This window comes from Nocardiopsis sp. CNT312 (assembly GCF_000515115.1).
Taxonomy (GTDB): Bacteria; Actinomycetota; Actinomycetes; order Streptosporangiales; family Streptosporangiaceae; genus Nocardiopsis.
Map to the genome: position 1 here is coordinate 75,746 of NZ_AZXF01000012.1, position 25,419 is coordinate 101,164.

General features: G+C 70.1%; 24 protein-coding genes. 11 read left to right on the forward strand and 13 right to left on the reverse strand.

What is annotated here, in order from left to right; translation table 11 throughout:
- Positions 1-4: 4 nt before the first annotated feature.
- Together B042_RS0104105 and B042_RS21905 are read right to left on the reverse strand one after the other, a co-directional pair.
- Entirely contained in the window at positions 5-394 is a 390-nt protein-coding gene (locus B042_RS0104105; protein ID WP_028647180.1) for a hypothetical protein, read from the reverse strand.
- 31 nt (positions 395-425) lie between these two features.
- Positions 426-2,291: a hypothetical protein gene (locus B042_RS21905; protein ID WP_028647181.1), complete on the reverse strand. Its 1,866-nt coding sequence runs from the start codon at positions 2,289-2,291 to the stop codon at positions 426-428.
- 230 nt (positions 2,292-2,521) lie between these two features.
- On the opposite strand from B042_RS21905, the gene B042_RS0104115 reads away from it, so the two are divergent.
- The 3 genes from B042_RS0104115 to B042_RS21910 all read left to right on the forward strand — a co-directional run bounded on the left by B042_RS0104115 (position 2,522) and on the right by B042_RS21910 (position 5,310).
- Positions 2,522-2,935: an SgcJ/EcaC family oxidoreductase gene (locus B042_RS0104115; RefSeq protein ID WP_028647182.1), complete on the forward strand. Its 414-nt coding sequence runs from the start codon at positions 2,522-2,524 to the stop codon at positions 2,933-2,935.
- A 122-nt stretch (positions 2,936-3,057) separates the two neighbouring features.
- Entirely contained in the window at positions 3,058-3,726 is a 669-nt protein-coding gene (locus B042_RS0104120; RefSeq protein ID WP_028647183.1) for a DUF899 domain-containing protein, read from the forward strand.
- A 6-nt stretch (positions 3,727-3,732) separates the two neighbouring features.
- Positions 3,733-5,310, forward strand: a complete 1,578-nt coding sequence (locus B042_RS21910) for an MFS transporter (RefSeq protein ID WP_051415459.1) — start codon at positions 3,733-3,735, stop codon at positions 5,308-5,310.
- A gap of 101 nt (positions 5,311-5,411) precedes the next feature.
- Here B042_RS21910 and B042_RS21915 read toward each other — a convergent pair whose 3' ends face one another.
- Positions 5,412-6,986, reverse strand: coding sequence for a GMC family oxidoreductase (locus B042_RS21915; protein ID WP_051415460.1), 1,575 nt, complete (start codon positions 6,984-6,986; stop codon positions 5,412-5,414).
- 35 nt (positions 6,987-7,021) lie between these two features.
- Positions 7,022-8,200 carry an acyl-CoA dehydrogenase family protein gene (locus B042_RS0104135; protein WP_028647184.1) on the reverse strand — a complete coding sequence of 393 codons (1,179 nt, stop codon included), beginning with the start codon at positions 8,198-8,200 and terminating at the stop codon, positions 7,022-7,024.
- Positions 8,201-8,491: 291 nt separating this feature from the next.
- Here B042_RS0104135 and B042_RS0104140 point away from each other — a divergent pair, with 291 nt between their 5' ends.
- Together B042_RS0104140 and B042_RS0104145 are read left to right on the forward strand one after the other, a co-directional pair.
- A complete protein-coding gene (locus B042_RS0104140; protein ID WP_231493798.1) occupies positions 8,492-8,959 on the forward strand; it encodes an SgcJ/EcaC family oxidoreductase in 468 nt (155 codons plus the stop codon).
- 65 nt (positions 8,960-9,024) lie between these two features.
- Positions 9,025-9,477 carry an SgcJ/EcaC family oxidoreductase gene (locus B042_RS0104145; protein WP_028647186.1) on the forward strand — a complete coding sequence of 151 codons (453 nt, stop codon included), beginning with the start codon at positions 9,025-9,027 and terminating at the stop codon, positions 9,475-9,477.
- A 130-nt stretch (positions 9,478-9,607) separates the two neighbouring features.
- On the opposite strand, the gene tpx is transcribed toward B042_RS0104145, so the two are convergent.
- The 9 genes from tpx to B042_RS0104190 form a co-directional block, all read right to left on the reverse strand.
- The gene (tpx, locus tag B042_RS0104150) at positions 9,608-10,117 is read right to left on the reverse strand and encodes a thiol peroxidase (protein ID WP_028647187.1); all 510 of its coding nucleotides are present in this window, start codon (positions 10,115-10,117) and stop codon (positions 9,608-9,610) included.
- A 70-nt stretch (positions 10,118-10,187) separates the two neighbouring features.
- Complete coding sequence (locus B042_RS0104155) at positions 10,188-11,186, reverse strand: NAD(P)-dependent oxidoreductase (RefSeq protein WP_036553848.1); 999 nt, start codon at positions 11,184-11,186, stop codon at positions 10,188-10,190.
- Positions 11,183-12,529: a nucleotide sugar dehydrogenase gene (locus B042_RS0104160; protein WP_036553849.1), complete on the reverse strand. Its 1,347-nt coding sequence runs from the start codon at positions 12,527-12,529 to the stop codon at positions 11,183-11,185. The genes B042_RS0104155 and B042_RS0104160 overlap by 4 nt, the downstream gene beginning before the upstream one ends.
- Before the next feature lie 93 nt (positions 12,530-12,622).
- Entirely contained in the window at positions 12,623-13,927 is a 1,305-nt protein-coding gene (rfbH, locus tag B042_RS0104165; protein ID WP_028647190.1) for a lipopolysaccharide biosynthesis protein RfbH, read from the reverse strand.
- 39 nt (positions 13,928-13,966) lie between these two features.
- On the reverse strand, positions 13,967-15,040 hold the full coding sequence (locus B042_RS0104170) for a glucose-1-phosphate thymidylyltransferase (RefSeq protein WP_028647191.1): 1,074 nt from the start codon (positions 15,038-15,040) through the stop codon (positions 13,967-13,969).
- Positions 15,037-16,200 carry a DegT/DnrJ/EryC1/StrS aminotransferase family protein gene (locus tag B042_RS0104175; RefSeq protein ID WP_028647192.1) on the reverse strand — a complete coding sequence of 388 codons (1,164 nt, stop codon included), beginning with the start codon at positions 16,198-16,200 and terminating at the stop codon, positions 15,037-15,039. Before B042_RS0104175 ends, B042_RS0104170 begins: the two co-directional genes overlap by 4 nt.
- Positions 16,197-17,522: a nucleotide disphospho-sugar-binding domain-containing protein gene (locus B042_RS0104180; RefSeq protein WP_028647193.1), complete on the reverse strand. Its 1,326-nt coding sequence runs from the start codon at positions 17,520-17,522 to the stop codon at positions 16,197-16,199. The genes B042_RS0104175 and B042_RS0104180 overlap by 4 nt, the downstream gene beginning before the upstream one ends.
- 37 nt (positions 17,523-17,559) lie before the next feature.
- A complete protein-coding gene (locus B042_RS0104185) occupies positions 17,560-18,372 on the reverse strand; it encodes an SAM-dependent methyltransferase (protein ID WP_081748591.1) in 813 nt (270 codons plus the stop codon).
- A gap of 64 nt (positions 18,373-18,436) precedes the next feature.
- Positions 18,437-18,943: an SgcJ/EcaC family oxidoreductase gene (locus B042_RS0104190; protein ID WP_051415462.1), complete on the reverse strand. Its 507-nt coding sequence runs from the start codon at positions 18,941-18,943 to the stop codon at positions 18,437-18,439.
- A gap of 232 nt (positions 18,944-19,175) precedes the next feature.
- Between B042_RS0104190 and B042_RS0104195 the strand changes: the two genes are divergently transcribed.
- From B042_RS0104195 to dapF, 6 genes are all read left to right on the forward strand, one after another.
- Positions 19,176-20,552 (forward strand): NAD(P)/FAD-dependent oxidoreductase, encoded by a 1,377-nt coding sequence (locus tag B042_RS0104195; RefSeq protein ID WP_028647196.1) that lies wholly within the window; start codon positions 19,176-19,178, stop codon positions 20,550-20,552.
- A 74-nt stretch (positions 20,553-20,626) separates the two neighbouring features.
- Positions 20,627-22,528: a VCBS repeat-containing protein gene (locus B042_RS0104200; protein ID WP_028647197.1), complete on the forward strand. Its 1,902-nt coding sequence runs from the start codon at positions 20,627-20,629 to the stop codon at positions 22,526-22,528.
- Complete coding sequence (locus B042_RS21920) at positions 22,525-23,538, forward strand: UnbU protein (RefSeq protein ID WP_028647198.1); 1,014 nt, start codon at positions 22,525-22,527, stop codon at positions 23,536-23,538. Before B042_RS0104200 ends, B042_RS21920 begins: the two co-directional genes overlap by 4 nt.
- Positions 23,535-24,101 carry a hypothetical protein gene (locus B042_RS21925; protein ID WP_036553850.1) on the forward strand — a complete coding sequence of 189 codons (567 nt, stop codon included), beginning with the start codon at positions 23,535-23,537 and terminating at the stop codon, positions 24,099-24,101. Before B042_RS21920 ends, B042_RS21925 begins: the two co-directional genes overlap by 4 nt.
- Positions 24,098-24,535, forward strand: a complete 438-nt coding sequence (locus B042_RS0104215; protein WP_051415463.1) for a hypothetical protein — start codon at positions 24,098-24,100, stop codon at positions 24,533-24,535. The genes B042_RS21925 and B042_RS0104215 overlap by 4 nt, the downstream gene beginning before the upstream one ends.
- A gap of 61 nt (positions 24,536-24,596) precedes the next feature.
- Positions 24,597-25,412, forward strand: a complete 816-nt coding sequence (gene dapF, locus B042_RS0104220; RefSeq protein ID WP_028647199.1) for a diaminopimelate epimerase — start codon at positions 24,597-24,599, stop codon at positions 25,410-25,412.
- Positions 25,413-25,419 lie beyond the last annotated feature (7 nt).

Sequence of the window (25,419 nt, forward strand, 5' to 3'; positions counted from 1 at the left end):
CCGCTCAGCACGTGAGAGTGACGGTGTCCGACGTGCGGCGGAACATCATGTTCGGGTCCCACACGATCGCCTGGTAGGTGTGCGTCCCGCTCCGGCGACAGTACATGCTCACGGCCGCCTCGGTGCCGGGCAGGACGTAGCGCTCCTGAATGGTACGCGGTTGGGTGGGTGTCGCCTCCCGCACGAGCCACAGCACGGTCGGTGCGCCGCAGTCGCTGCGGACCTCGGTTTGGATGTGGGACGCGGAGGAGTTGAGAGCCGGCTCGGAGGGAACGGACAGGCACGAGGACGAGGACGAGGAGGCGTCCGCCAGTGCGGGCGGAGCGCTCAGGAGGGTCGCTGCCAGGGTGGAGGCCGCGAGGCAGGCCAGGGTCAAGCGGAGCTTGGATGACATGGGGACCTTTCTTGGACTCGGTGCGGCCTGGTCAGTCGGACAGGCGCAGGGCGCGGATGATCGTCTGCTCGACGGAGTTGTCGTCGGAATCCGTCAGGTGGGCTCGGAGGGAGAGGTATTCGGCGTCCGACCGGCGGGGCACCCAGATCAGGGCTGTGCGGCGGTCGGCGCCGTGCCGGATCACCCAGGCCCTCTTCCAGCTGTCCCCGTCGTCGAAGGACGCCTGCACCGTGAGTTCCTCGACGTCTCCGTGGACCGAGTCGGGGTGGGCCTCGACGGTCAGCGGGATCCGGATCAGGCCCCGTGCGCGCACGCTGTTCCACATGTCCACCCTCGGCTGGTAGCGCACCACCCAGAGGGGCAGCCGTTCGCCTTCGGGCGCGGCCGTGTCGGAGGAGACCGTCCACTCCGCCTCGATACGCGTGGACAGGTCCGCTACCGACGCCCGCGAGGTCCGGCTCTCCAGGCGCAGTTCGCTCTCCCCGGGGGCCAGGGACGCCTGGAGGTGCCCCGTGTCTGAGGAAGCGACGAGGCCGCCGTCCTGGAACAGCAGGACCTCGGCTTCGTCCGTCACCGAACCGCCCTGGTGGCGGTCCTGGTCGGAGTACATCGGCATGCCGAACCACAGATCGTCGCCGCTGCGTACGGCGTGCTCGCCCCACAGGAACATCGGACCGACCACGGCGGCGTTCCACCGTTCCGTGTAGGAGTCGCCCGCCTCGTAGGAACGGGGGACCGAACCGAGTGCGGTGACGTCGCTGACGGTTCCGTCGTCCATGGCACGGTTCTCTCCGAACGCGCTGCTCCACATGGTCTCCCCCGCCTCGACGCGATGGACGGTCGAGGAGGGGAGGTCGTAGGGGAGGAAGACCGTCGCGATGCCGCTCACGCCCGGTGCGCTGGCGAACAGGGCCTTCGTCGCCGCGTTCCCGGGGGTCTGAGCGAAGTGGTCGACCGCGACGGTGGCGAGGTCGTCCGGCTCCACGGTCCGGTCGTAGCCGGTGGGGAACGACCCCTCCACCGTGTCGAGCAGGTGGACGGTCTCCGGGGAGCCTCGCAGTTCCCCCGCTCTGTCGCGGTGCGCCCACGTGGAGGCGACGAACGAGGTCAGGCCTTCCACCGGGGCCGACGGGCCGACCAGGGCGGTGTGCAGCCCGGAGAAGTCGTCGGCCTGGAGGGAGACGCGTACGGCCTCGCTCCCGGCCTGGTTCTCGACACCGATCTCCACCAGAGCCGACTCGGTGCCGTCCGCACCGGGGTCCGTGCTGACGGGCCGGGTCGTGGTCGCGTCCATCACGACCTCGTCGTCGCTGTCGAGCGTGACCAGCGGATGGACCATACGGTGCCAGTCGGCGTCCGGGTCGGTGAAGTCCGAGACGTCGGTGACCAGCATGTAGCGGCCCTCGGGCAGTGAGAAGACGGCACTCTCCGAACCGCCCGCGAACTCCATCACGTCGCTGTCCAGCCCCAGCACCATCGACTCCGCGTCATCGGTGGGGGCTCCGTCCGGTCCCAGGTGGCGAACGCTGAGTTCGTGGCACTCGGTCGAACCGCAACCCGTGCCCGAGGACGCCGGGGTGCGTGCGGCCGCCGCGGTCGGGAGGCGGGCCGTCGGTGTCCGGGGCAGGTCGCCGGGCAGGACGAGATGGCGGTCGGCTGAGTGCACGGACGTGAAGCGGGTGCCCTCACGTCCCTCTGCGGGGGTGATGGCCACGTGTGCGCCGTCGGGTGACACCGACACGGTGTCACCGGTGTCGAGGACGGTCGTCTGGAAGGTGTCGGCGTGGGGGGCGGATTCGGTCTGCGCGGACGCGTGTGGGGCGTGGGAGACCGTCAGGGCGATGACTGCCAGCCCCGCCGTGGCTCTGATGATCGGCTGGCTTCGTGGGTGGGGCATGGGGGAAGAGCGAGTCAACTGCTTGTGCCTCTCTTGTTCCGTTGCTGTGGTCTGCTTCCAGGAAATCCTGCGGTGTGATCCGCTCTCCTGGCTTCCTCATGCTTGTGCGGTGGCCGCGCATGGTCGTTCCAGCAAGGAAGGAGACGTTCGTTCCAGGCGTGCTGGCGAGCATGGGAGGCGTTCGGCGGACGGGTGTTCGTCGTCGGTGGCGTAGGAGAGGAGTACCGGGCATGGCGCGAGACACGCGGACGAGTGCGGACGACAAGGCGGTCCGGGAGGTCGCGGACAGTGTGATGCGGACATGGGCGGCCAACGACGCGGATGCGTTCGCGGCGCTCTTCGAGGCGGACGCGAGCCTGATCGGCGACACGTACATGCGGGGGCGTGAGGGCATCCGCGCCTTCATGGCCCAGGGTTTCGAGGGCCCTTACAAGGGCTCCAGCGTCGTCGTCGAGCCGTTGGACGTACGTTTCGTCCGCGACGACGTCGCACTGCTCGTCACCAAGGGGCGGGTCGAGATCCCCGGGGTCCCCGCGGAGACACCCGGCCTGGCGTTCTTCGCCACGTGCACTCTGGTCCACGGGAGCGGTGGGTGGCTCATCGCTGCCTACCAGAATTCCAAGGCCACGGCTGAGGACTCCTGACGGCGGGCACGCGCGGACGGTAAGTCCGGCGTGCAGGAAACCGTAAGCGGGCGGTGCGAGTGTGGCCTCGTGTGGGGGCGGACCCACCGCCCGCGTTCGTTCATGGGATGAGGAGGAGAGCCATGTATCCGCCAGAGGCGGTGTCCGAGCAGGAGTGGCGGGTCGGCCACGAGCGCCTGCTCGCACAGGAGAAGGAGCTCACACGGCTCCAGGACCGGCTAGCGGAGGAGCGCCGCCGACAGCCCGCGGTCCGCATCGACAAGGATTACGTGTTCGACGGTCCGGACGGCGAGAGCTCCCTGGAGGACCTGTTCGAGGGGCGCCGCCAGCTGATCGTGTACCACTTCATGCTGCCGCCTGGATCCACCCACCAGTGCGAAGGCTGCTCCATGTTCGTGGACAACCTCGGACATCCCGCACACCTCAACGCTCGGGACACCACTCTCGTCCTGGTGTCCCGAGCGCCCTATGAGGAGATCGCCCGGGTCCGCGACCGGATGGGGTGGGAGGTGCCCTGGTACTCGTCGTTCCGTGGTTCCTTCAACGAGGACATGGGCGTCACGGTGGACGGTGCCGATGGTTTCGGGCTGAGTGTCCTCTTCTGGGACGGTGAGGCGGCCTACCGGACGTACTTCACCGCGGGGCGGGGCGTGGAGAAGCTCGGCACGAACTGGAGCCTGCTCGACCTGACCCCGCTCGGCCGTCAGGAGAGCTGGGAGGACAGCCCGGAAGGCGTCCCCCAGGAATCTCCGTACGCCTGGTGGCGGCTGCGCGACGAGTACGGGAGTTGATCCGGTATGGACACGACCACGGGTAACGAGCCCAGAGCGGGCGCACGCGAGTGGACGGTGCTGGCCGTCCTGGCGCTCCCGACACTGCTGCTCTCGATCGACCTGAGCGTCCTGCTCCTGGCACTCCCGCACCTGACGGCCGATCTCGGTGCCAGCGGGACCCAACTGCTGTGGATCACCGACATCTACGGATTCATGGTCGCGGGCTTCCTCCTCGTCATGGGGGCGCTCGGCGACAGGATCGGGTGCCGCAGACTCCTGCTCATCGGAGCCGTCCTCTTCGCGCTGGCCTCGGTCGCGGCGGCGATGTCCACCAACGCGGCCATGCTCATCGCGACGCGTGCCGTACTCGGGGTGGCCGGTGCCAGTCTGATGCCGTGCACGCTGGCGCTGGTCCGCACAGCGTTCCGCGATCCGCGCCAGCGGGGCATCGCGGTGGCGGTCTGGATGAGCTGTTTCATGCTCGGCATCGCGGTCGGGCCGATCGTGGGGGGCCTTCTCCTCCAGTACTTCTGGTGGGGATCGGTCTTCCTTCTCGCGGTGCCCGTCATGCTCCTGTTGCTGGCGGTGGGCCCCTTCCTGCTGCCGGAGACGCCCGCGAGCGGTTCGGCTCGACTGGACGTGGCCAGTACCCTGCTGGTCCTGGCCACGGTACTGCCGGTGATCTACGGGATGAAGGAGATCGCCGCCGAGGGAGTCGCCGGGCTTCCCCTGCTCGCCATCGCCGTCGGCGCGGCCATGGGAGCGGCCTTCGTGGTGCGCCAGCGCACGCTGGCCAGCCCGCTGCTGGACCTGGGGCTGTTCCGGAACCGTTCCTTCAGCGCCGCCCTGGTCGGCCTGCTGCTGGCGACCGCGGCGGTGGGAGGGGTCTCCCTCTACGTGACACAGTTCCTCCAGTTGGTCGGAGGGCTGTCCCCCCTGACCGCGGGGCTGTGGCTGCTGCCGGCGGCGGTCGGCATGATCATCGGTTCGATGGCGGCGCCCGTCCTCATCGACTGGGTCCGCCCCGCCTACGTCATCTCCGCGGGGCTGGTCGCGGCCGCCGCGGGCTGCACGATCCTGGTCTTCGTCGGCCCGGGCGCCGGACTCGCGGTCGTGGCGGGCGGCTACGCCCTCGTCTACTTCGGTACCGGCCCCATGGGCGCGCTCGGCACGGACCTGGTGGTCGGCTCCGCTCCGGAGGAGAAGGCCGGCGCGGCGGCGGGTATGTCCGAGAGCAGCGGTGAGTTCGGTATCGCGCTGGGGGTGGCCGTGCTCGGCAGCGTCGGCACGGCCGTCTACCAGAACAGTATGGGCGGAGGGGAGCACGCCTCGCTCGCCGCGGACGTGGCCTCGGCCGAGGGGATGCCCGCGGCCGAGGCGGCGCGGATGCTGGAACCGGCGCGGGCGGCGTTCGTCGACGGGCTGAACGCGGTCTCGGTCGGCAGTGCGGCGCTCCTGGTGCTGCTCGCCGTCGTCATCGTCTTCGCGCTCCGCCACGTGCCTCCGGCGAAGGCAGGGGCGGATGACGCCGTCGCGGACGCCGTTCCCGGCCCTGTCGAGGAGGGGCGGGACCGTCAGGAGCCGACCGTGTCGGAGTCCTGAACGACACCGTCCCGGGTCCGGCACGGCCGTGCCGGACCCGGGACGGATACGTGCGGCGTGTCCGCACGTACAGGGGCCGCCGAACTCGGCGGCCCCGTTCGTCACGCGCCCGCTTCGGACTCCCTCCCCCGGCGGTCGATGCCTCTTACCAGGTCGGCGGCACGCTCGGCGATCGTGATCGTCGCCGCGTTGGGGTTGCCCCGCACGAGGGTCGGCATCACTGACGCGTCGGCCACGCGCAGGCCCTCCACGCCCCGCACCCGCAGGTCCGCGTCCACCACGGAACCCATCGCACATGTGGAGGAGGCGTGGTAGATGGAGTGCGCGTAGCGCCGAACGAACTCCCTCAGGTCCTGGTCCGAGTCGGAGTCGGGCACCTGGTGAGCCGTCTTCGTGTAGTCGCGCAGGCCTTCCTGCCCGGCGATGTCCAAGGCCATGCGCAGGGCCTCGACGGCCGAGTCCATGTCCTCCGGGGCCTCGAAGTAGTTGTGCACGATACGCGGCTTGGCGGTGGGCATGTCACTGGCCAGCTCCACCCTTCCCCGGCTCGCGGGAGTGAGCATGGACGGACCGAAGGACAGGGCGTGCCCGGTGGGAGCGGCCAGTCCGCTGTCGACGAACATGACCGGTGCGGTGAGGAACTCCACGTCGGGTGCGGGCAGGTCGCCGCGGGTGCGGGCGAAGCCCCCCACCTCGGGTCCGTTGGACGTCATGGGTCCGGACCGGGTCTCCTGGAACTGCTGGACGTTCTCGGGAGAGCCCGCCGCCAGCAGACTGACGGGGTGGTCGTGTGTGTAGACCAGTGGAAGGAGGACGTGGTCCTGAAGTCCGGTGCCCACCATCGGCAGTTCGGCCGTGACGTCGATCCCCAGCGGTGCCAGAGACTCCGGTGCGCCCACACCGGAGAGCATGAGCAGTTGCGGTGAGTTGTAGGCGCCTCCGCACAGCAGGACCTCGCGTTCGGCCCTGATCACCTCCTCGCCCTCGGGGCCGCCCACCGCGACGCCGGTGGCCTTGGAGCCGTTGATGACGATTCGGTGAGCGGTGGTGCCTGTGCGGACGGTGAGGTTGGGTCGCCCCGCGGCCGGGTGCAGGTACGCGGTGGCGGTGCTGCACCGCATCCCGTCCTTCTGGGTGAGCTGGAAGAAGCCGAAGCCCTCCTGCTCGGCGCCGTTGAAGTCATCGTTGGCCGGGTGGCCCGCCTGCCCCGCGGCCTCCAGGAACGCCGTCGACATCGGGTTGCGGGACCGGTTCTCGGAGACCGAGAGGGGGCCGCCCACACCGTGGAAACGGGACTCGCCGCGTTCGTTGTCCTCGGCGAGCCGGAAGTAGGGCAGCAGGTCCTCGAAGGACCAGCCCTCCTGTCCCCAGCCGTCGAAGTCCGCTTGGTTCCCGCGGATGTAGATCATCGTGTTGATGGAGCTGGTGCCACCCAGCACCCGTCCCCGGGGCAGGTAGATCTTGCGCCGCCCCAGGTGTGCTTCCTCGTGCGTGTGGTAGTCCCAGTCCACCTCGGTTCGGAACAGATGCCCGAAGGTCGAGGGGATGTGGATGCGCTCCAAGGTGTCCGCGGGCCCCGCCTCGATCAGGCACACGGTGGTGTCGGGGTCCTCGCTCAGGCGCGCCGCCAGCACACAGCCGGCCGACCCGGCTCCCACGATCACGTAGTCGAACACGGTGCTTCCGTCCCTTTCGCTCGCTGAGGGCGCCATCAGATGTAGAGGGTGTTCGGCTCGAGTCCGGACAGGACGCGTCCGTACAGTTCGAAACCGGTGTCCGGGTACATGAGGGCGTGCAGGTTCAGCGCGGTGATGTCGCGGACCATCCGCTGCATCGGGTGACCGCTGTACACGGAACGCCCTCCGCTGGCCTCGCCGAGGAGGGTGACCGCGTCCTTGGAACGGCGGCACAGTGCCGCCATGTCCGCGCGGCACCGGGCGCGCTCCTGCAGGGACCACTCCTGGCCGAGCGCCCCTTTGGAGTCGACGAGCCCGGTGAGGCGCTCAGCGTGGAACCTGGCCTCATCAGCCATCAGGGATGCCTGGGCCACCTGGAGATGCGTGACCGGTGCGTCGGCCTGCCGTTCGTAGTCGGTGTAGGTGATTCCGCGCTCGGTCGACCGCTTCAGGAAGAGTTCGAGGGCGCCCTCGGCGAGGCCGGTCGGGGTGCCGGCGGAGGTCGCGGCGGCCACCGCCAGCAGCGGGGCCCTGTACATCGGCAGCGTGCGGTTGGCCTCGGAGACGGTCTGCCCCCCCATGACCGCGCCCAGGGGCAGGACACGCTCAGAGGGGACGAAGACGTTCTCGGCCACGGTGGTCACGCTGCCGGAGCCGCGCAGGCCCGCCGCGTTCCAGTCGTCGACCAGCCGGAGATCGGAGATCGGGACCAGCGCCATGATCGGCTCCATGCCCGATCCGTCGGCTGTGGGGGCGATCGCGATGATCGACTGCCAGTGGCTGTGCGGTGCCCCGCTGATGAAGCCCCACTGGCCGTTGACGACGATGCCGCCGTCCGCCGGCTCGGCCGCACCGCCCGGGCTGAGCGTGCCGCACACACGGCCGCCGTACTCACCCAGGACCTCCTCCTGGACATGGTCGGGGAACATGCCGACCATCCAGGTCGGTATCCACCACACCGAGGTGTTCCAGGCCGTGGCGCCGTCCGCCTGGGCCAGGACGGCCGCCACCTCCAGCATGGTCCGGGTGTCGGATTCGTATCCGCCGTACCTGGCCGGTACCCGCATGCGGAAGACGCCGGCCTCATCCAGCGCCTCGACGACCTCGGGGTGCAGCTTCCTGTTCTCGTCCTGCCAGGGAGCGCGTTCCTGCACGAGGGGCACGATGGCCCGCACGCGTTTGACGATCTCCTCCTGAACGGAATCGCTGTCCATCCGGTGCTCCTTCTCCGTCTCGATTACCGGTGGCCCGAGGACAATTCCAGGAATTTCCTACGGGTGCACTTTTCTCTTTGGAGGATCACATCTTCTCCTCGCTCCGACGACTTCTCTATTGCTGGTCTGAAAAGCGTTTTCTCGTGTGGTGGCGGGAGGAGCACAATCCAGGAGATGTGGACGGCATAAGCAGGAGAGACCATGGAGGAACGGCGGGTCCGGAGAACACGGAAGGCGGTAGTGAGCCCGTCTCCCCTCCGGAACCGAGAGCACCAGACGATGGAGGCACGTGTGTCAACGAAGGCACCAGCCAACGCAGGAAACCTGGACGCCTACTACGGTTCCTTCGACTCCGACCAGGAGAAGGAGGCGCTGAGCGTCCCTCTCCGCCTGGTCGCCGCGTGGTCGGAGAACGACGGTGACAAGGTCGCAGACACCTTCGTCGAGGACGGGGTCATGATCCTGCCCGGTGACGTCTACAAGAAGAACCGCGAGGAGATCCGTGCGTTCATGACCGCCGCGTACGCCGGCCCGTTCAAGGGCACCGGTGTCACGGGGGCTCCGGTGGACGTGCGCTTCGCCGCCGACGACGTGTGCCTGGTGCGCACGCACGGCGGGATCCTGGCGCCCGGGGAGACCGAGATCGCCCCTGAACTGGCGGTCCGGTCGACCTGGGTCCTCGTCAAGCGGGACGGCGAGTGGAAGCTCGCCGCCTACCAGAACAGTCCGCGCGGCGAAGGCGCCACCCTTCGCTGGTGAGTGTGCGGGTCCGGACACGGAGCACCGCAGAGTCCGGCCGCCCGGCCGGGAGAGGAGACCACTGAATGTCCAACGACGCTGCCTCACTCGTCGCGCAGGCGAAGGAGTGGGCGGGAAGCTACGGCCCCTTCCCCAACGGTGAGGAGGGGGCGGCCCTGAGTGCCGTTCTCCGTGCGCGGGCCGCCTGGGCCGAGGGGAACGCGGACGCGCTGGCCGACGTCTTCGTCGACAACGGCAGCCTGCTTCTGGGCGACGACCAGTACATCAGCCGTGAGGAGATCCGCGGCGCGATGTCGAAGGCCCTTTCGGGCCCCTTCAAGGACACCCGTCTGGTGGAGGCGCCTGTCGACATGCGCTTTCTCGGCGACGACATCGCGGTCGTCGTGACCGAGGGCGGCGTGGCCCGCTCGGGTGAGGAGTCTCCGGCCGAGGAGTACCGTACGCGGACGGTGTGGGTCTCCGTGCGGCGTGACGGAGAGTGGATGCTGCTCTCCTACCAGTCCAGCCCGCTGGCCTGACCGCCCGCTCGTCTGGAGCGGTCGGCGAGGAGGGGGTGCCCGTGGGCACCCCCTCCTTCTTCCTTCTCTCCGTCCCGCTCCGGACAGCGGGGGCGGGCGCGTTCGATGAAGCGCCCGCCCCCGTGTGCCCCTACAGGCATCCGTGTACCGCGGCCAGGACCTCCTCATGGTCGATCGGCTCGTCCGATGCCGGAGCGTAGTGCGTGTACCTGACCGTGTCCTGCGCGTCGACGACGAACACGGCACGGCACAACAGGCGCAGCTCCTTCACGGCCACCCCGTAGGCCAGGCCGAAGGAGAGGTCCCGGTGGTCCGAGGCGACGATCCCCTCCTTGCCGGCGGCTCCGCACCAGCGCCTCTGGGCGAAGGGCAGGTCCACGGACAGGGTCAGCAGCTCGGCCCCGGGGAGGGAGGCCAGCGCATCGCCCAGGAAACGGGTCTGCCGGTCACAGACCGGGGTGTCCACGGACGGCACTGAGCACAGGACACGCACGGTGCCCGGTGCCCAGGACAGCCCCACGGGCGTCATGTCGGGTGCGATGGCGGTGAACTCGGGGGCCGGGTCACCCACCCGGAGGGGCCCGCCCAACAGGGTCATAGGGCGGCCTTGGAAGGTCGTCGCTCCGGCGGTCTCTCTCATGGTCTCCACAGTCGTGCTCCTCACGTCGTCGATCGTCCGGTGTCGATGGGGTGCGGTGGGGGTCCGCCCGTCACACGGCCCCGGTGTCGCGCAGCGCCAGCCACGACGGTGTTGAGCGTGCCCACGCGATCGTCTTCGCCAGGCCCTCGCGTAGCGGTGTCCGGCACTCCCAGCCCAGCAGGCGGAGCGCCTTCCCGGTGTCGGGTATCCGCCGCCCCAGGTCCTCGTAGGAGGCTCCGAGGCTCGTCCCGGTGTCCACGTGCAGGACGGGGACATCGCCCTCCACCAGCGCACCGATCAGCTCGGCGACCTCGGCCACGGTGCTCTCATGTCGGCTGCCGACATTGAAAGCCTCGCCGACGGCCGACCCGGCGGTGCCGGCGAGGACCGTGGCCTCCACCGCGTCACCCACGTAGGTCAGGCACCTGGTCTGGTGACCTTTGTCGTAGACGGTCAGGGGGCGGCCGTTCAGCGCCCGGTGCACGAGGCGGCTCACGAGGTAGGCAGGCCGCTGGCCGGGACCGAAGGCGTTGAAGTAGCGGACGATGGAGACCGGCAGTTCGTAGCGGTCCGCGAAGGCGAACAGCAGGTGTTCGGCGAGGGCCTTGCTTGTTCCGTAGCTCCACCGCGCGGTCGAGGTCGACCCGAGCACCCGGTCGTCGTCCTCCGCCCAGGGGACAGCGGGATTCTTCCCGAACACCTCGCTGGTGCTCGTCATGACGACGCGGGCCTCGACCCTGAGCGCGGCCTCCAGAACGTGGCGTGTACCCGTGAAGTTGACGTCGATGACGGCCAGGGGGTCCGCGAGGTACTGGTCCACGCCCACGATGGCGGCCAGGTGGTACACGACGTCCGTACCGCTGCGTACGGCGCGGGCCACGTCCCGCGGATCGCGGACGTCACCGGAGACCCAGCGGACGCCCTCCGGGGGGCGGTGGCCGTCGGAGGGGTGGGCGTGGTCGAGGACGGTGACCTCGTATCCCTCCTCCACGAGCCGTTCCACCAAGTGGCGGCCGACGAACCCGCCCCCTCCGGTGACCACGGCTCGGCGGTGCGCGGACACGGTCATCGTCCCACTCCTTCGTAGGAGAACCCGGAGTCGCGCAGTCGGTCCACGTACTCGCGGGGCAGGTTGGCGCGGCCGTCGAAGAACAGGCACGGACGCGAGACCGGAAGCGCGGTCAGGTCGACCGCCTCCATCTCCCGGTGGTAGGCGAGGACCGCCACGCAGTCGGCGTCGGTCACGGCGGCCTCCAGGGACGCGGCCGGGGCGCGGCCGAACACCCGCTCCGTGTCCGCGGGGGCGACCAGGGGGTCGAACAGGCACACGTCCGCACCGGACTTGTCGAGATGCGTGACGGCCGGCAGGACGGGGGTCTCACGCAGGTCGGCGGTGTCGTTCTTGAACGACAGGCCCAGGACCGCGATACGGCTGTCCTCCGGTGCCTTGCCCAAGCGCCGGAGTCCGGAGAGGATGCGGTCGGCAGCGTATCCGGGCATGGCCGTGTTCGCCTCCCGTCCCGCCACCGGTGTCAGCAGGTCCAGCCCGTGTTCGCGTGCTGAGTGCCAGATCATCCAGGGGTCCTTGGTGAGGCAGGAACCGCCGACTCCCACGCTGGGGATGAGCACGTTCACGTTGCCAGAGCCCTTGGGAACCGTGTTGGCCGCCGGGATGACCTCGTGGGCGTCGACGCCGAAGAGCTCGCAGTAGCGGGCGAGTTCGTTGGCCAGCGCGATGTTCAGGTCGATCCACCAGTTGTCGGTCAGCTTGACGATCTCGGCGGCCTCCGCCGATCCCACGGTGATCACCCGAACCCCCAGGCCCCGCCGCCAGAACTCGGCGGCGTCGGCGGTGCTGTCCTCGTTCACGCCTCCGACCACCATCGGCAGTTCACGGAGCTCGCGCATCGCGGTGCCCTCGGCGAGGCGCTCGGGGGCGAACGCCAGCCCGAACTCCTCACCCGCGGCCAGCCCGGGGCGCTCCAGCGCGCGCCGCACCTTCGTCGAGGTCGTTCCGGGAGGAACCGTGCTCTTGAGGATCACCATCTGGCCTTCGCGTAGGTGGCGTCCGAGTTCCTCACAGGCTCCGGCGAGCTGGTCGTCCGCCATCGAGCCGTCCTCCCTGACAGGAGTCCCGACGGTGATGAGTACGACGTCCGCCGCGCTGACAGCGCTCTGGTCGGTGGCGATCCGGATCCGTCCCGCGGCCAGGCCCCGGGCCAGGCTCTCGGGGAGCCCTTCCTCGTGGAACCGGCAGTGTCCGCGTGTGAGCTCGTCCACCAGGCCCGTGTCGGTGTCGATACCGAGGACGTCGTGTCCCCGGTCGGACAGAGTGGCCGCGACGCACGATCCGACGTAGCCGAGACCGATCACCGCCACCGTGGGCAGCCGGTCATGGGGTATCCAACGCATGGTCCACCTCGTGTGAGTGGTCGTGTGGGAGGGGCCCGGCCCGGTGCCGCGGTGTCGCTGGCCACCGGGCGCGGGGTGCCAGGGAGTGGTCTCTCAGCGCCGTGCCGCGACGAACTCCTTCACCGAGGAGACGACGTAGTCGATCATCTCCTCGGTCAGCCCGGGGTAGACGCCCAGGTGGAAGGTGTCCTCCATGACCCGGTCGGTGTTGACCAGGTCCTCCGCGACCCGTCCGGGGCGGTCGGTGTAGGCGGGGTGCCGCAGGAGGTTGCCCGCGAACAGGCGTCGTGTGCCGATCCTGCGCTCCTCCAGGAAGTCGATGAGGTCGGCGGAGGCGAACGGGGCGTCGTCCGCGACGGTGAGGACGAAGCCGTACCAGCTCGGGTCGCTGTCCGCGGTCGCTTCGGGGAGCAGGAGGTGGGGGACGCCGTCCAGGCCTTCGCGCAGGCGTGCCCAGTTGCCGCGCCGTGCCGCGCAGAAGCGATCCATCTTGCCCAGTTGGGACAGGCCGAGAGCCGCTGCGGTGTCGGTCGTCTTGAGGTTGTAACCGACATGGGAGTAGATGTACTTGTGGTCGTATCCGGGCGGGAGGTCGCCCAGCTGCCAGGAGAAGCGCTTGAAGCACGTGTTGCTCTCACCGGGAGCGCACCAGCAGTCGCGTCCCCAGTCGCGCAGTGACTCCACGATGCGGGCGAGGGTCAGGTCGGAGGTCAGCACGCAGCCGCCCTCGCCCATGGTCAGGTGGTGGGCGGGGTAGAAGCTGACCGTGGCCAGGTCACCGAAGGTCCCCGTGTACTTGCCGCGGTAGCGGGATCCTAGTGCGTCGCAGTTGTCCTCGATGAGGAAGAGGCCGTGTGCGGAGGCGAGCCGTGCGATCTCCTCCACCTCGTAGGGGTTGCCCGCGGTGTGGGCGATCGCGATCGCCCGGGTACGGGGGCCCAGGGCCCGCTCCACCCGCTCGGCCGTGGTGTTGTACGTTCCCAGTTCGATGTCCACGTAGACCGGGACGAGCCCGTTCTGCAGGATGGGGTTCACCGTGGTCGGGAATGCGGCCGCCACGGTGACCACCTCGTCTCCGGGTACCAGCGCGCGTTCACCGAGCTGGGGCGAAGTGAGCGCGGTCACCGCGAGGAGGTTGGCCGACGAGCCGGAGTTGGTCAGATGGGCCTTGCGCACGCCGACCTTGCGGGCGAGTGCGCTCTCGAACTTGCGTGCGCTGGCACCCGAGGCGATGCGCATGTCCAGTGCGGCCTCGACGAAGGCCGCACGGTCGTCGGCGTCCAGGACGGCACCCGAGGGCCAGATCTCGGTCTCGCCTGGGACGAAGGGCCCCTCCGCCTCCGTCTGCTCGTGATAGTCCAGGACGGCGTCCAGGATCCTCTTCTTCGCTTCCTCCATGACGGCACCCCTCGTCCTTCCTCGTGTGGTCGTGCTGTGTCAGAAGCCCGTCTCGATGCGGGTGTGGTCTCCGACGACGATCCGGTGGCCGGACCGGGCACCGGTCCCCGTCGACCGGATGACGGACTCCCGGCCGACCACGGAACCCCGTAGGGGGACGGGGCCGTCGATCCGGACGCCGTCCATCAGGACGCTGTCGGCCACGTCGGCTCCGTTGAGTGAGCAGTGCGCACCGATCGACGTCGCCGGGCCCACGAAGGAGTCGGTGACGACGGTCGCCGGGCCGACCACCACCGGGCCGACCACGGTGGAGCGGACCACCCTGGCACCCTCGCCGAGGAAGACCGGTCCCTCCAGGAGGCTGTCCGGGGTGACGGTGCCCTCCGCCACGGAGGGATCGAGTGTGTCGAGCAGGTGGCGGTTGGCGCGCAGCACGTCGTCGGGGCGTCCGACGTCGGCCCAGTACCCCTTGTATGCGCCGGCGCTCACGCCGTATCCGTGCTCCAGCAGCCACTGGATCGCGTCGGTGATCTCCAGCTCTCCGCGGGAGCTCGGTTCGATCGCTTGAACGGCCTCGTGGATCGCCGGTGAGAAGAAGTAGACGCCGATGATGGCCCAGTCGCTGACCGGGACGGCGGGCTTCTCGACCAGACGGCCGACCTTGCCGTCCGCACCCATGTCCACGACGCCGAACTCGGACGGGTCGGCGACTCGTTGCACCGCTATGTGGGCGTCCGAGGCCCGGCTCCGGAACTCCTCCGCGAGCCCGGTGAAACCCGAAGGCAGCAGGTTGTCACCGAGGCAGAGCACGAACGGGTCCTGGCCCAGGAAGCCGCGCGCCGCGCGGACGCAGTCGGCGAGCCCTCGTGGGCGGCTCTGGTGGATGTAGGTGAGGGCCGCTCCGACCCGGCTCCCGTCCCCGAGTTCGTTCCGAACGTGGTCCCCGCCGTCGCCGGTGATGACGCCGATGTCGGTGATCCCCAGTTCACGTACGCCGCGGACCACGTGTTCGAGGACCGGGCGTCCCGCGACGGGGACGAGCTGTTTGGGTCGGGTGTGGCTCAGCGGACGCATACGCGACCCTGTGCCTCCCGCCAGGACAAGGGCCCTCATCGGTCGGGCTCGCTTCGGTGCGGGGGCCGACGTGCGACCGCGGAGACGAGCTCCTCGGACACGCGTTCGACTTCGGCGTCGGACAGTCCCTGGTGCTGGGGGAGCAGCAGCGTGCGCTCAGCGGCCTCCTCCACACCGGGGAGCCGAACCGGGCCCGCTCCGTAGGCGGGCACACGGTGCAGGGGCGCGTAGCGGAAGGTGGTGTAGACGCCCCGGTCCAGGAGTTCGGCCGCCACCCGGTCGCGTTCGCCCGGGGCCAGACGCACCCAGTGGAAGTAGTGGGAGGAGGTGTGGTTCTCAGGTACCGGAGGCGGTGTCTCCACGCCCTCGACGCCTGCCAGCAGCCGGTCGTAGGCCGCGGCCACGCTCCGCCGCCGCTCCACGAACCCGGGCAGCCGTTCCAACTGCACGAGTCCGATGGCCGCGGTCAGATCGTTGCCGATCACCCTGCGGCCGAACACCGCCACGTCCAGCTCCCACCACCGCCGTGCCACTGACCGCGACGCACTCATGCCGCTGTGGTGGTTCAGGCCGTGGTAGGCGAGCCGTCGCGCCCGTTCGGCCTCCTCCCCGTCACGCAGGAGGACCATCCCGCCGTCGCCCGTGCTCATGATCTTCATGGCGTCGAAGCTCCAGACGGCGATGTCGCCGAAGGTCCCACAGGCGCGGTCACCGACCCGGGAGGCCACGGCGCACGCCGCGTCCTCCACGAGCCGCACGCCCCTCTCACGGCACAGCCGGGAGATCTCCGCGACCTCTCCCGGCAGGCCCCCGTAGTGCAGCAGGATCACCGCGCGCGTCCTGTCGGTCAGGCTTCGCTCCACGTCCGCCGCGGTCGGGTTCAGGGTGAACGGGTCCACGTCGCAGAAGACGGGGCGTGCTCCCGCCGCGCACACGGCGTTGGCCGCCCCCACGAAGCTCACGCTCGGCATCACCACGTCGTCGCCCGGCCCCAGACCCAGCAGCTCCACGGCGATGAAGAGCCCCGCGGTCGCCGAGTTGACGAACACCGCCCGGGCCGGGTCGACCCCCAAGTGGTCGGCGAACGCAGCTTCGAAGGCGGTGGTGCGCCGGCCCAGACCGGGCCAGGAGTCGCTGAACACGGCCTCGACCGCGGCCAGTTCCTCCGGGCCCAGGCTCGGCTGGAACACGTTGATCATGACGTGCCCTTGCGCATGGCGGTCAGGGCCTCCAGGGTGGCGATGACGGACGCAGGGGACGGCGCCGCGAGGACCTCGCTGCGCACGCGGTCGGCACCGGAGCGGAAACGCGTGTCCTTGAGCACGCTGAGCACGTGTTCCCTGATGTCCTGCACGTCCTGCGTGCGGTGGTTGAGCCGCAGTCCGGCGGACCGGGAGGTGACGTAGCCGGCCGTGATCGACGACTCCGCGTGCTTGGACGCCTCCATGCCCTCACCGGGTGCTGCCATGACGCCGTGGTCGTCATCGGTGTCGGTGATCAGTTGTGGTACGCCCAGCGAGGCCGCCGCGGCGAAGGTGCCCACCCCTCCGTGGTGGATGATGGCGTCACAGGTGGGGAGCAGCTGGTTGAGCGGCAGGTAGTCGATGGTGCGTACGTTCTCCGGAATGTCGGCGTTCTCCAGCTGTGTGGAGTCCAGGGTCGCCACCACGTCCACGTCCAGCCCGCCGACCGCTTCCAGGATGGCGGGTACGTGCCCCCAGCCGCCCTTGAGGAACATGCGCTGGGACAGGCCCAGGGACAGGGCGACGCGGGGCCTGGAGGGCTTGCCCCGGAGCCAGTCCGGCACCGGGGTCTGCCCCGCGTAGGGCACCCAACGGACCGGGACGGTCAGCGCCTCGGTGGGCAGGCGCATGGCCTCGGGCAGGGGGTCCAGCGTCCACTGCCCCAGAAGCAGTTCGTCGTCGACCGTGACTCCGTGCCGCTCGGCGATCGGACGCACCGAGGCGGCCAGGGGCTCTTGCGCCTCGTCTGCCGACGAAGAGGAGAGGAACAGGTCGCGGCTCCACCCGAAGTAGTCCTGTCCCCACAGCAGCCGGGCGTGGGCGGCGCCGCAGGCGGCCGCGGCGACGGCCCCCGCGGGGAAGCACGGGTCCCACAGGACCAGGTCGGGCTTCCAGCTCCGAGCGAAGTCCACGAAGTCGTCCACGGCTGTGAACGAGTCCTCCCCGGACGGGCGCATGGGGGAGAAGTCCCAGATGGAGGGGAGCATGAAGTGGGTGAACACGTCCCAGGTGTCGCGGTCGCCCCCGGAAGGGGACAGCGCGGCGCTCAACTCCGCCATGTGGCGGCGTTCCTCGGGGTAGGGGTTGCCCGGTCCCATGGGGACCATGTCCGGTGCGCCCACGGAGACGGCGGGAAGGCCCACCTCGACCGTTTTGTCTTCGAGCGCATGGTGTGAGACGACACGGACCTCGTGCCCCTCGGCTTGGAGGGCCCAAGCGAGGGGGACGAGGGGGTAGAGGTGGGCGGCGTTGGGCCAGAGGCAGAAGACGACTCTCATGGGTCCGTTCCAAGTCGTTGCGGATGGTGGTGCGGGGTCAGGAGAGGCGGCCCACGGCGCTCAGGAAGCGTCGGGTGGACTCCTCCTGGCCGGGCTCCGGCCGCCAGAGTCCGGGCGGCACCAGCCCGGGATCGATCAGGTCGAAGCCGTCCATCAGCGCACCGATCTCCTCGGTGGTGCGGTACACCATGGGGGCGGGGGAGTTCTTGTACGTCTCTGTCATCAGACGGCGCTCGCTCTCGGGGGAGTCCGCCGTGCACAGGTGTGACAGAGCGGCGAAGGAGCCGGGGGCGAGCCGTTCACGGTAGCGGGCCATGAGGCCCTGCGGGTCCTCCGAGGACGGGATGAAGTGGAAGACCGCGATGAAGAGCAGCGCTACCGGCTGGGTGAGGTCGATCAGCTCCCGAGTGATCGGGCTGTCCAGGATCGACTCGGGGTCGCGCAGGTCGGCGGTCAGCGTTCGGGCACGGTCCCCGGCCCCCTTGAGGAGCCGTTCGCCGTGGGCGGCCACGACGGGGTCGTTGTCGACGTAGAGGACCTTCGCCTCGGGGGCCACGGAGTGGGCGGCCTGGTGGGTGTTGTCCACGCTGGGCAGACCGGCCCCGACATCGATGAACTGGCGGATTCCGTGCTCGGCGGCCAGGTGGCGGACGACTCTGCCCAGGAAGTGCCGGTTCTCCCAGACCACAGAGCGCGTCAGGGTGACGCCGAGTCGATCGATCACCCGGTCCGCGGCCTCCCGGTCAACCGGGAAATTATCGGTTCCGTGGAGGAAGTAGTCGTACATCCGCGCCGGTGAGGGGCGGTCGGGGGAGAAGGTCTCGTCCTCGGGGATGCTGCCTGCGGTCATCGCTGGTCCTTTCTCGTCTGCTCTCGGCTCTGCTGTGCTCTCCGTCGCCCGGTGGGCGCGGGGTTCAGCCCCGGATGGGGCTGCTCTGATGGGACATCAGGTGCCAGCGGCCGGAACGCCGCACGATCACCCACACCGCCCGGATCTCGCGCTCCGGGGCGACCGCGTCCTCCCCGGGCATGACGATGCCGCCCTGGGTGACCACGAGGGCGACGTCGGGGGACAGGAAACGCATGGCCATCGGCCATCCCTTGACGTGGGCCCCGCGCAGCGGCCCCTCGAAGCCGACCGCCATGAACGAGTGGATCGCCCGGCGGTCGGGCAGTTCCTCGTCCTGGATGAGCAGGCTGCCGTCCGGGGTGAAGACCGAGGCGAAGAAATCGGCGTCGTTGGCCAGCCACGCGGCCTGGATCAGCTGCGGGACGGTGAGCACCTCGCGGCTCAGGTCGTCCGGGAAGTCCTTGTAGTACTCCGGGTCCTCCACCACCCCCGCCTCAGCGAGGACGCGTGTGGCCGTGCTCGTCCCGTGGTCGGCGGACGCCCCGTTCGCGACCGTCGTTTCTCCGGGCATGGTCAGCCTCCTCGTGCCTGTGGATCGCGACCGAATTCCCGGGCGCCAGCCCATCGTCACGGCATTTTCGTTCCGGTGGCATCTCCTGGATTGCCGGCAAAGGAGGAAGGTGTGTAAAAGCAGGGTCGCAATTCCGGAGACGCGGTTGGCCAGCAACGAGTGCGAGATTCGGGAAACGGGCGCTCCAATGCCCCCGGATTCGCTGAATCGATCACTTAAGGAGGCCGCCACCATGACCGGAACCCAGAGGGGGACGGCGGTGGTACTCGGGGCGAGTATCGCCGGGCTGTTCGCCGCCCACGCCCTCGCCCGTGACCACACGAGGGTGGTCCTGGTGGACCGGGACGAGGTGATCGGGACGGATACCGCCCGCCGCGGTGTCCCGCAGGGACACCATGTGCACGGCCTGCTCGCCAACGGCCAGTTGATGGCCGAGGACCTCATCCCCGGACTGAAACGCGACCTGCTGGACGGCGGGGTTCCGATGGGGGACCTGGGCGGGCAGCTGCGCTGGTACTTCAACGGCAGGCGGTTGGCGCCGGTACGCACAGGGCTCGTGGTCATCGGGGGTGACCGGGCGATCCTGGAACACCACATACGCCGACGTACCGAGCTGCTGCCCAATACGGAGTTCCGGCAGAACACAGACATCGTGTCCTTGGTTCACGACGACCGGGCCGCGCGCGTCACCGGGGTCCGAGTCCAGCCCCGTGACGGCGGATCGGCGGAGGTGATCGACGCGGACTTGGTCGTCGATGCCTCGGGGCGCGGTTCTCGGACTCCTGTCTGGCTGGACTCGATGGGCTACGGGCGTGTTCCCGAGGAGAGCGTCAAGATCGGGCTGAGCTACACCACGCGACGTTTCCGCTTCCGCAAGGACCCCTTCGGCGCGGACGTGTCGGTCAACCCGGTCGCCACTCCGGAGCATCCGCGGGGTGCCTTTCTCACCACGTTGGGCGGTGACCGGTGCGCCGTGTCCTTGACGGGGGTGCTGGGGGACACGCCTCCCGGCGGCCTGGAGGAGTTCGTGGAGTTCACCCGGTCCCTGCCGGTGCCCGACGTGTACGAGGCGATCCGCGACGCGGAGCCCTTGGGGGACGCGGTTACCTTCAGATTCCCCGCCAGTGTCCGCCGCAGGTACGAGGCGATGGGCCGCCTTCCCTCCGGGCTGGTGGTGATGGGCGACGCGGCGTGCACGTTCAACCCGGTCTACGGGCAGGGGATGACGATGGCGGCGCTCCAGGCGCGGGTCCTGAGAGAGCAGGTCGAGGGTGGGGCCGACCCCTCGCCACGTGCGTTCTACCGGGCCACCCGCCGGGCCCTGGACCCGGCTTGGTCCATCGCGACCGGCGGTGACCTGGCCTTCCCCGAGGTGGAGGGGAAGCGTACGCCCATGCTCCGCTTCGTCAATGGATACCTGGACCGTCTCCGCCACGCTGCGCATGACGATGTCCGGCTCTCTGAGGCGTTCCTCCGTGTGATCGGTCTGGTGGACCCGCCGGAGGGACTCCTCACCCCGCGGTTGGCCCTCCGCGTGCTGCGCGGGGGACCCAGGGCCGCCCGAACCCGCACCGAACCCACCCGGGTCGGTCAGGGGCCGACCCCCTGACTGTGAGGGCGGCCTGAGCGCCTCCTTCCCCGTAGGCCCGTACGATCCAAACCCTTGCACTGGGAGAATCGCACATGAGGTACGTCTACCGCATGGCGACCGTGGCGCTGGCCGTGGCACTCATCGGCGCCCTGGGCGCCCTGACCGTCCGACCGGTCGCGAGTGAGCAGACGCTCACGGACCGGGCCGCGCCCTTCGCCTTCGAAGCACTCGCCCTCAACTCCGAACCCGACGACGCCCGCTCCGAGCGGGACGTGGCACCCGCTCTGCACCACTTCCGGGGATGGATCTCCGCGGTGGGCGCCGGCGGGGCCCTGACGGACCTGCGGAACCTGGGCACGTCCTCGGACGTGTGCCTGGTCGACCCGCGCGACGACAGCGTCACCCTGCGCAACGCCCCCGGCAGCGGCCAGGACGACTACCCCGTGGTCGAACTGCTGCCCGAGGGCCTGCCCTACGACACCACCATGGCCCCCATGGGCTGCGTCCCCGCCGACCTGGACGAGGACGGCGACCAGGACCTCATCGTCTACTACTGGGGCCGTTCGCCCGTCCTGTTCCTGAACACGGCCGAACCCGGAACGGACCCCGAGGCCGACGGCTTCACCGCCCACGAGCTCGTCGAGCCGATGCAGGTCTGGAACACCACCGCGCTCAACGTCGCCGACATGGACGGCGACGGCGGTCTCGACGTCCTGGTCGGCAACTACTTCCCCGACGGCGCCCGCGTCCTGGACCCCGAGGCGGACGACGAGACGCGCATGGAGATGCAGCAGAGCATGGGGTTGGCCACCAACGCCGGCCGCAACCGCATCCTGCGCACCGAGCCCACCGGCGAGGCCGACACCCCGCCCACGATCACCGACGCCTCGATCGGCCTACCCGAGCGGGCGATGAACGCCTGGACCCTGGCGATCGGCTTCCAGGACCTGTCCGGAAACGGCCTGCCCGACCTCTACCTGGGCAACGACTTCGGCAACGACAACCTCCTCGTCAACACCTCCACGCCCGGGAACGTGCGGCTGGAGCTGGTCGAGGGCGACCGCGACCTGACCACCCCCAAGTCCCAGATCCTGGGCAACGGGTCGTTCAAGGGCATGGGGATCGCCTTCACCTACGTGGACGGCCAGGAGCTGCCCATGATGGTCGTCAGCAACATCACCAGCCCCTACGCGCTCCACGAGAGCAACTTCGCCTTCGTGCCCGACGGGGAGGGCACCGACCTGCTGGAGGGCTCCGTGCCCTTCGACGAGACCAGCGAGGAGCTGGGCCTGGCCCGCAGCGGCTGGTCCTGGGACGTCAAGGCCGGCGACTTCGACAACGACGGCACCGAGGAGCTGTTCCAGGCCACGGGCTTCATCCAGGGGGAGGACACGCGCTGGCCCGAGCTCCAGGAGATCGCCATGGGCAACGACCAGTTGCTCAAGTACCCCTGGGTCTGGCCCAACTTCGGCGAGGGCGACGACCTGTCCGGCCACGAGCACAACCCCTTCTGGGTGCGGGGCGAGGACGGACGCTACGACGACCTGTCCGGACCGCTCGGGATCGCCGAGGACGACGTCACCCGCGCCTACTCCTTCGGCGACGTCAACGGCGACGGGCTCCTGGACGCGGTGGTCGCCAACCAGTGGGAGGACTCGCGCCTGCTGCTGAACACCGCGCCCGGTGCTGAGTCCGGCGTGGTGCTGCGCCTGGTGCGTCCGGGGGCGGTCGACGGTGCGTCCACCCCGGCGATCGGCGCGTCGGTCGTGGTGGCCGACGAGGGGCACCCCCCGCAGACCCGCCAGCTCTACCCGGCCAACGGCCACGTGGGGGCCTCCGACTCCATCGTCCACCTGGCCGCCCCCGAGGGCGACCTGCCGATGGCCCTGACCTGGCGGGACGGCCGCGGCGACACCCACAGCGCCGAGCTGGCGGTCGGGCCGGGCACCCACACGATCATGCTGAACGACGACGGAACGGCGGTTGTCCGATGACTGTCACCAGAGACGGCGGGCCCGCCACGGGCGCCGCCGGGGAGCCGACCGCGGCGCCCACCACGTCCGGTCCCGCGCCGAAGCCGCCGGTGGACCGGCGCCTGAAGGCACTGCGCATGTTCGCCACCTCCATCACCGTGTTCACCGTCGTCGGGCACGTGTTCCTGGGGTTCGAGCAGTCGCCCGTCACACCCATCGTCGCCGTCCTGTTCGCCTACGTCCTCGATCTCGCCCTGGAGACCCTGGACGCGCGGGCCGCATGCCGGACCCCCGGGTACCGGGGCGGCGTCGGCACCATGGTCGACTACCTCCTGCCCACCCACATCGCCGGGCTGGCCTGCGCGATGCTGCTGTGGGGGAACACCTCGCTGTGGCCGTACCTGTTCGCCGTGTCCATCGCGGTGAGCAGCAAGTACCTCTTCCGGATCCCGGTCAAGGGGCGCTGGCGGCACTTTCTCAACCCGTCCAACCTGGGCATCGCGGTGACGCTGCTGCTCTTCCCGTGGGTGGGCATCGCTCCGCCGTACCACTTCACCAACGACACCTGGGGCACCGCGGACTGGCTGATCCCGCTCGGGATCCTCATGGCCGGGACCATGCTCAACGCCAACCTCACCAAGCGGTGGCCTCTGATCCTGGGCTGGGTGGGCGGCTTCGTCCTCCAGGCCCTCCTGCGGTGGCTGTTCCTCGACCACATGCTGGTGGCGGCGCTGGCGCCGCTGACCGGCGTGGCCTTCATCCTGTTCACCAACTACATGATCACCGACCCGGGGACGACCCCCGGCCGCCCCCGCAACCAGATGGTCTTCGGCCTGACGACCGCGCTGGTGTACGGCGTCCTGGTCAGCCTCCACGTCGTCTTCGGGCTCTTCTTCGCCCTCGTCATCACCTGTCTGCTGCGCGGAGCGGTTCTCGTCGCCGCCCCCTGGTTCGACCGCCGCACCGGGGCCGCCGAACCGTCGGCGCCCGAGCCCGCCGCGGCGGCCCGGGACGGGGGAGCCTCCTCATGACCGTCTCCGACGTGCGGACCGGCCCTCTCCGCAGGGCCGTCGCACCCCTGAACGCCCGCTGGCACCGGATCTCCCTGCGCGTGTTCATGGTCATCGTCCTCGCCCACTGGGCGGAGCACATCGTCCAGGCCGTCCAGATCTACGTTCTGGCCTGGCCCGTCCCCGAGGCCCGAGGGGTGCTGGGCATGCCCTTCCCGTGGCTGGTCACCTCGGAGTGGCTGCACTACGGCTACGCCCTGGTCATGCTGGTCGGCCTCATCCTCCTCCTGCCCGGCTTCGGAGGCCGGTCGCGCTTCTGGTGGCAGACGTCGCTGCTCATCCAGGTCTGGCACCACTTCGAGCACCTGCTCCTGCTCGTCCAGACCTTCAGCGGGGCCTACATCGGCGGCGCGGCGGCCCCCACGAGCCTGGTCCAGCTGGTCATTCCCAGGGTCGAACTCCACCTGCTGTACAACTCGCTGGTCTTCGTCCCGATGGTCGTGGCGATGGTCCGGCACACCTGGCCCACCGAACGGGAACTGGAGGAGATGGACTGCGACTGCGCGGACGAGGAGCGTGCGTGAGGGCCCGCGCGCGCCGGGGCGGCGCCTTCACGGCCGTCTTCCTCCTCGTCGCGGGGATGCTCGTCTACATGGGCGCCTCCAACATGGACCGCAGCATCCGGGCGGCCCGCGCCGAGGGGGAGCCGGGCACGTTCACCGCATCCCACGTCGACTGCGTCCAGCACCCGGGGCACGAGTCGTGCACCTGCTACGGCACCTACGTCCCCGACGACGGCGGTCCCGAGCGCGGCGACATCTACCTCTACGGTCGCGACCGGGAGACCTGTCTGATCGGTGAGCCCGACGAGGCCGTGGACATCGGGGCAGCCAGCCGCGTCTACGGCCCGGAGGGGTCGAACGAGTGGATGATGACGGCGGCCGTGATCGCCGCCGGCGTCGCCATGGGCGGCTGGGCGGTCCGGGGGTGGTGGACCGCCGACAGGAAGCGCGGGTGAGGGGGTGCCGCCGCGCCGTCAGCGGCGCGGCGGCACCCTCCCGACGCCCTAGGATGGCGGCATGCGATTCGCCAAGGGCCACGGCACAGAGAACGACTTCGTGATCCTCCCCGACCCCGACGGGGAGCTCGACCTCACGGAGGGGGCCGTCCGCCTGCTGTGCGACCGCCGCGCGGGCATCGGCGGTGACGGCGTCCTGCGGGTGGTGCGCACCCGCGCCCTGGGGGAGGGGCTGCCCCCGGCGGCGCGCTCCGCCGAGGGGACGGAGTGGTTCATGGACTACCGCAACGCCGACGGCTCGGTCGCCGAGATGTGCGGCAACGGCGCGCGGGTCTTCGCCCGCTACCTGCTGCACGCCGGCCTGGTCGCGGGGGACCGGTTCGGGATCGGGACCCGGGACGGCGCCAAGGAGGTCCGGATCGCCGACGACGGCGGCGTCACCCTCGACATGGGCCGGGTGCGCAGGGGCGGGCCCTCCTCGGCGAAGCTGGCGCGGCAGGCGGTGCACGGCGTCCGGGTGTCCGTGGGCAACCCGCACCTGGCCTGCGAGGTCGAGGGCCCCGTGTCCGGGGTCGACCTCACCGCGGCACCGGAGCTCGACGCCGAGGCCTTCCCCGAGGGTGCCAACGTGGAGGTCTACACCCAGTCCGGGCCGGGCGTCCTGGACATGCGCGTGTACGAGCGCGGCTCGGGCGAGACGCGCTCGTGCGGTACCGGGATCGTGGCGGCGGCCGCGGCGGCCACCCCCGAGGGCGAGGGCGCCACGTGGCGGGTGCGCGTACCCGGCGGCGCGTGCACCGTGTTCCTGGACGCCGACGGCGCCCGCCTGCACGGCCCGGCCGTCATCGTCGCTGAGGGGGAGACGTCCCTGGTGTGAGGCAACC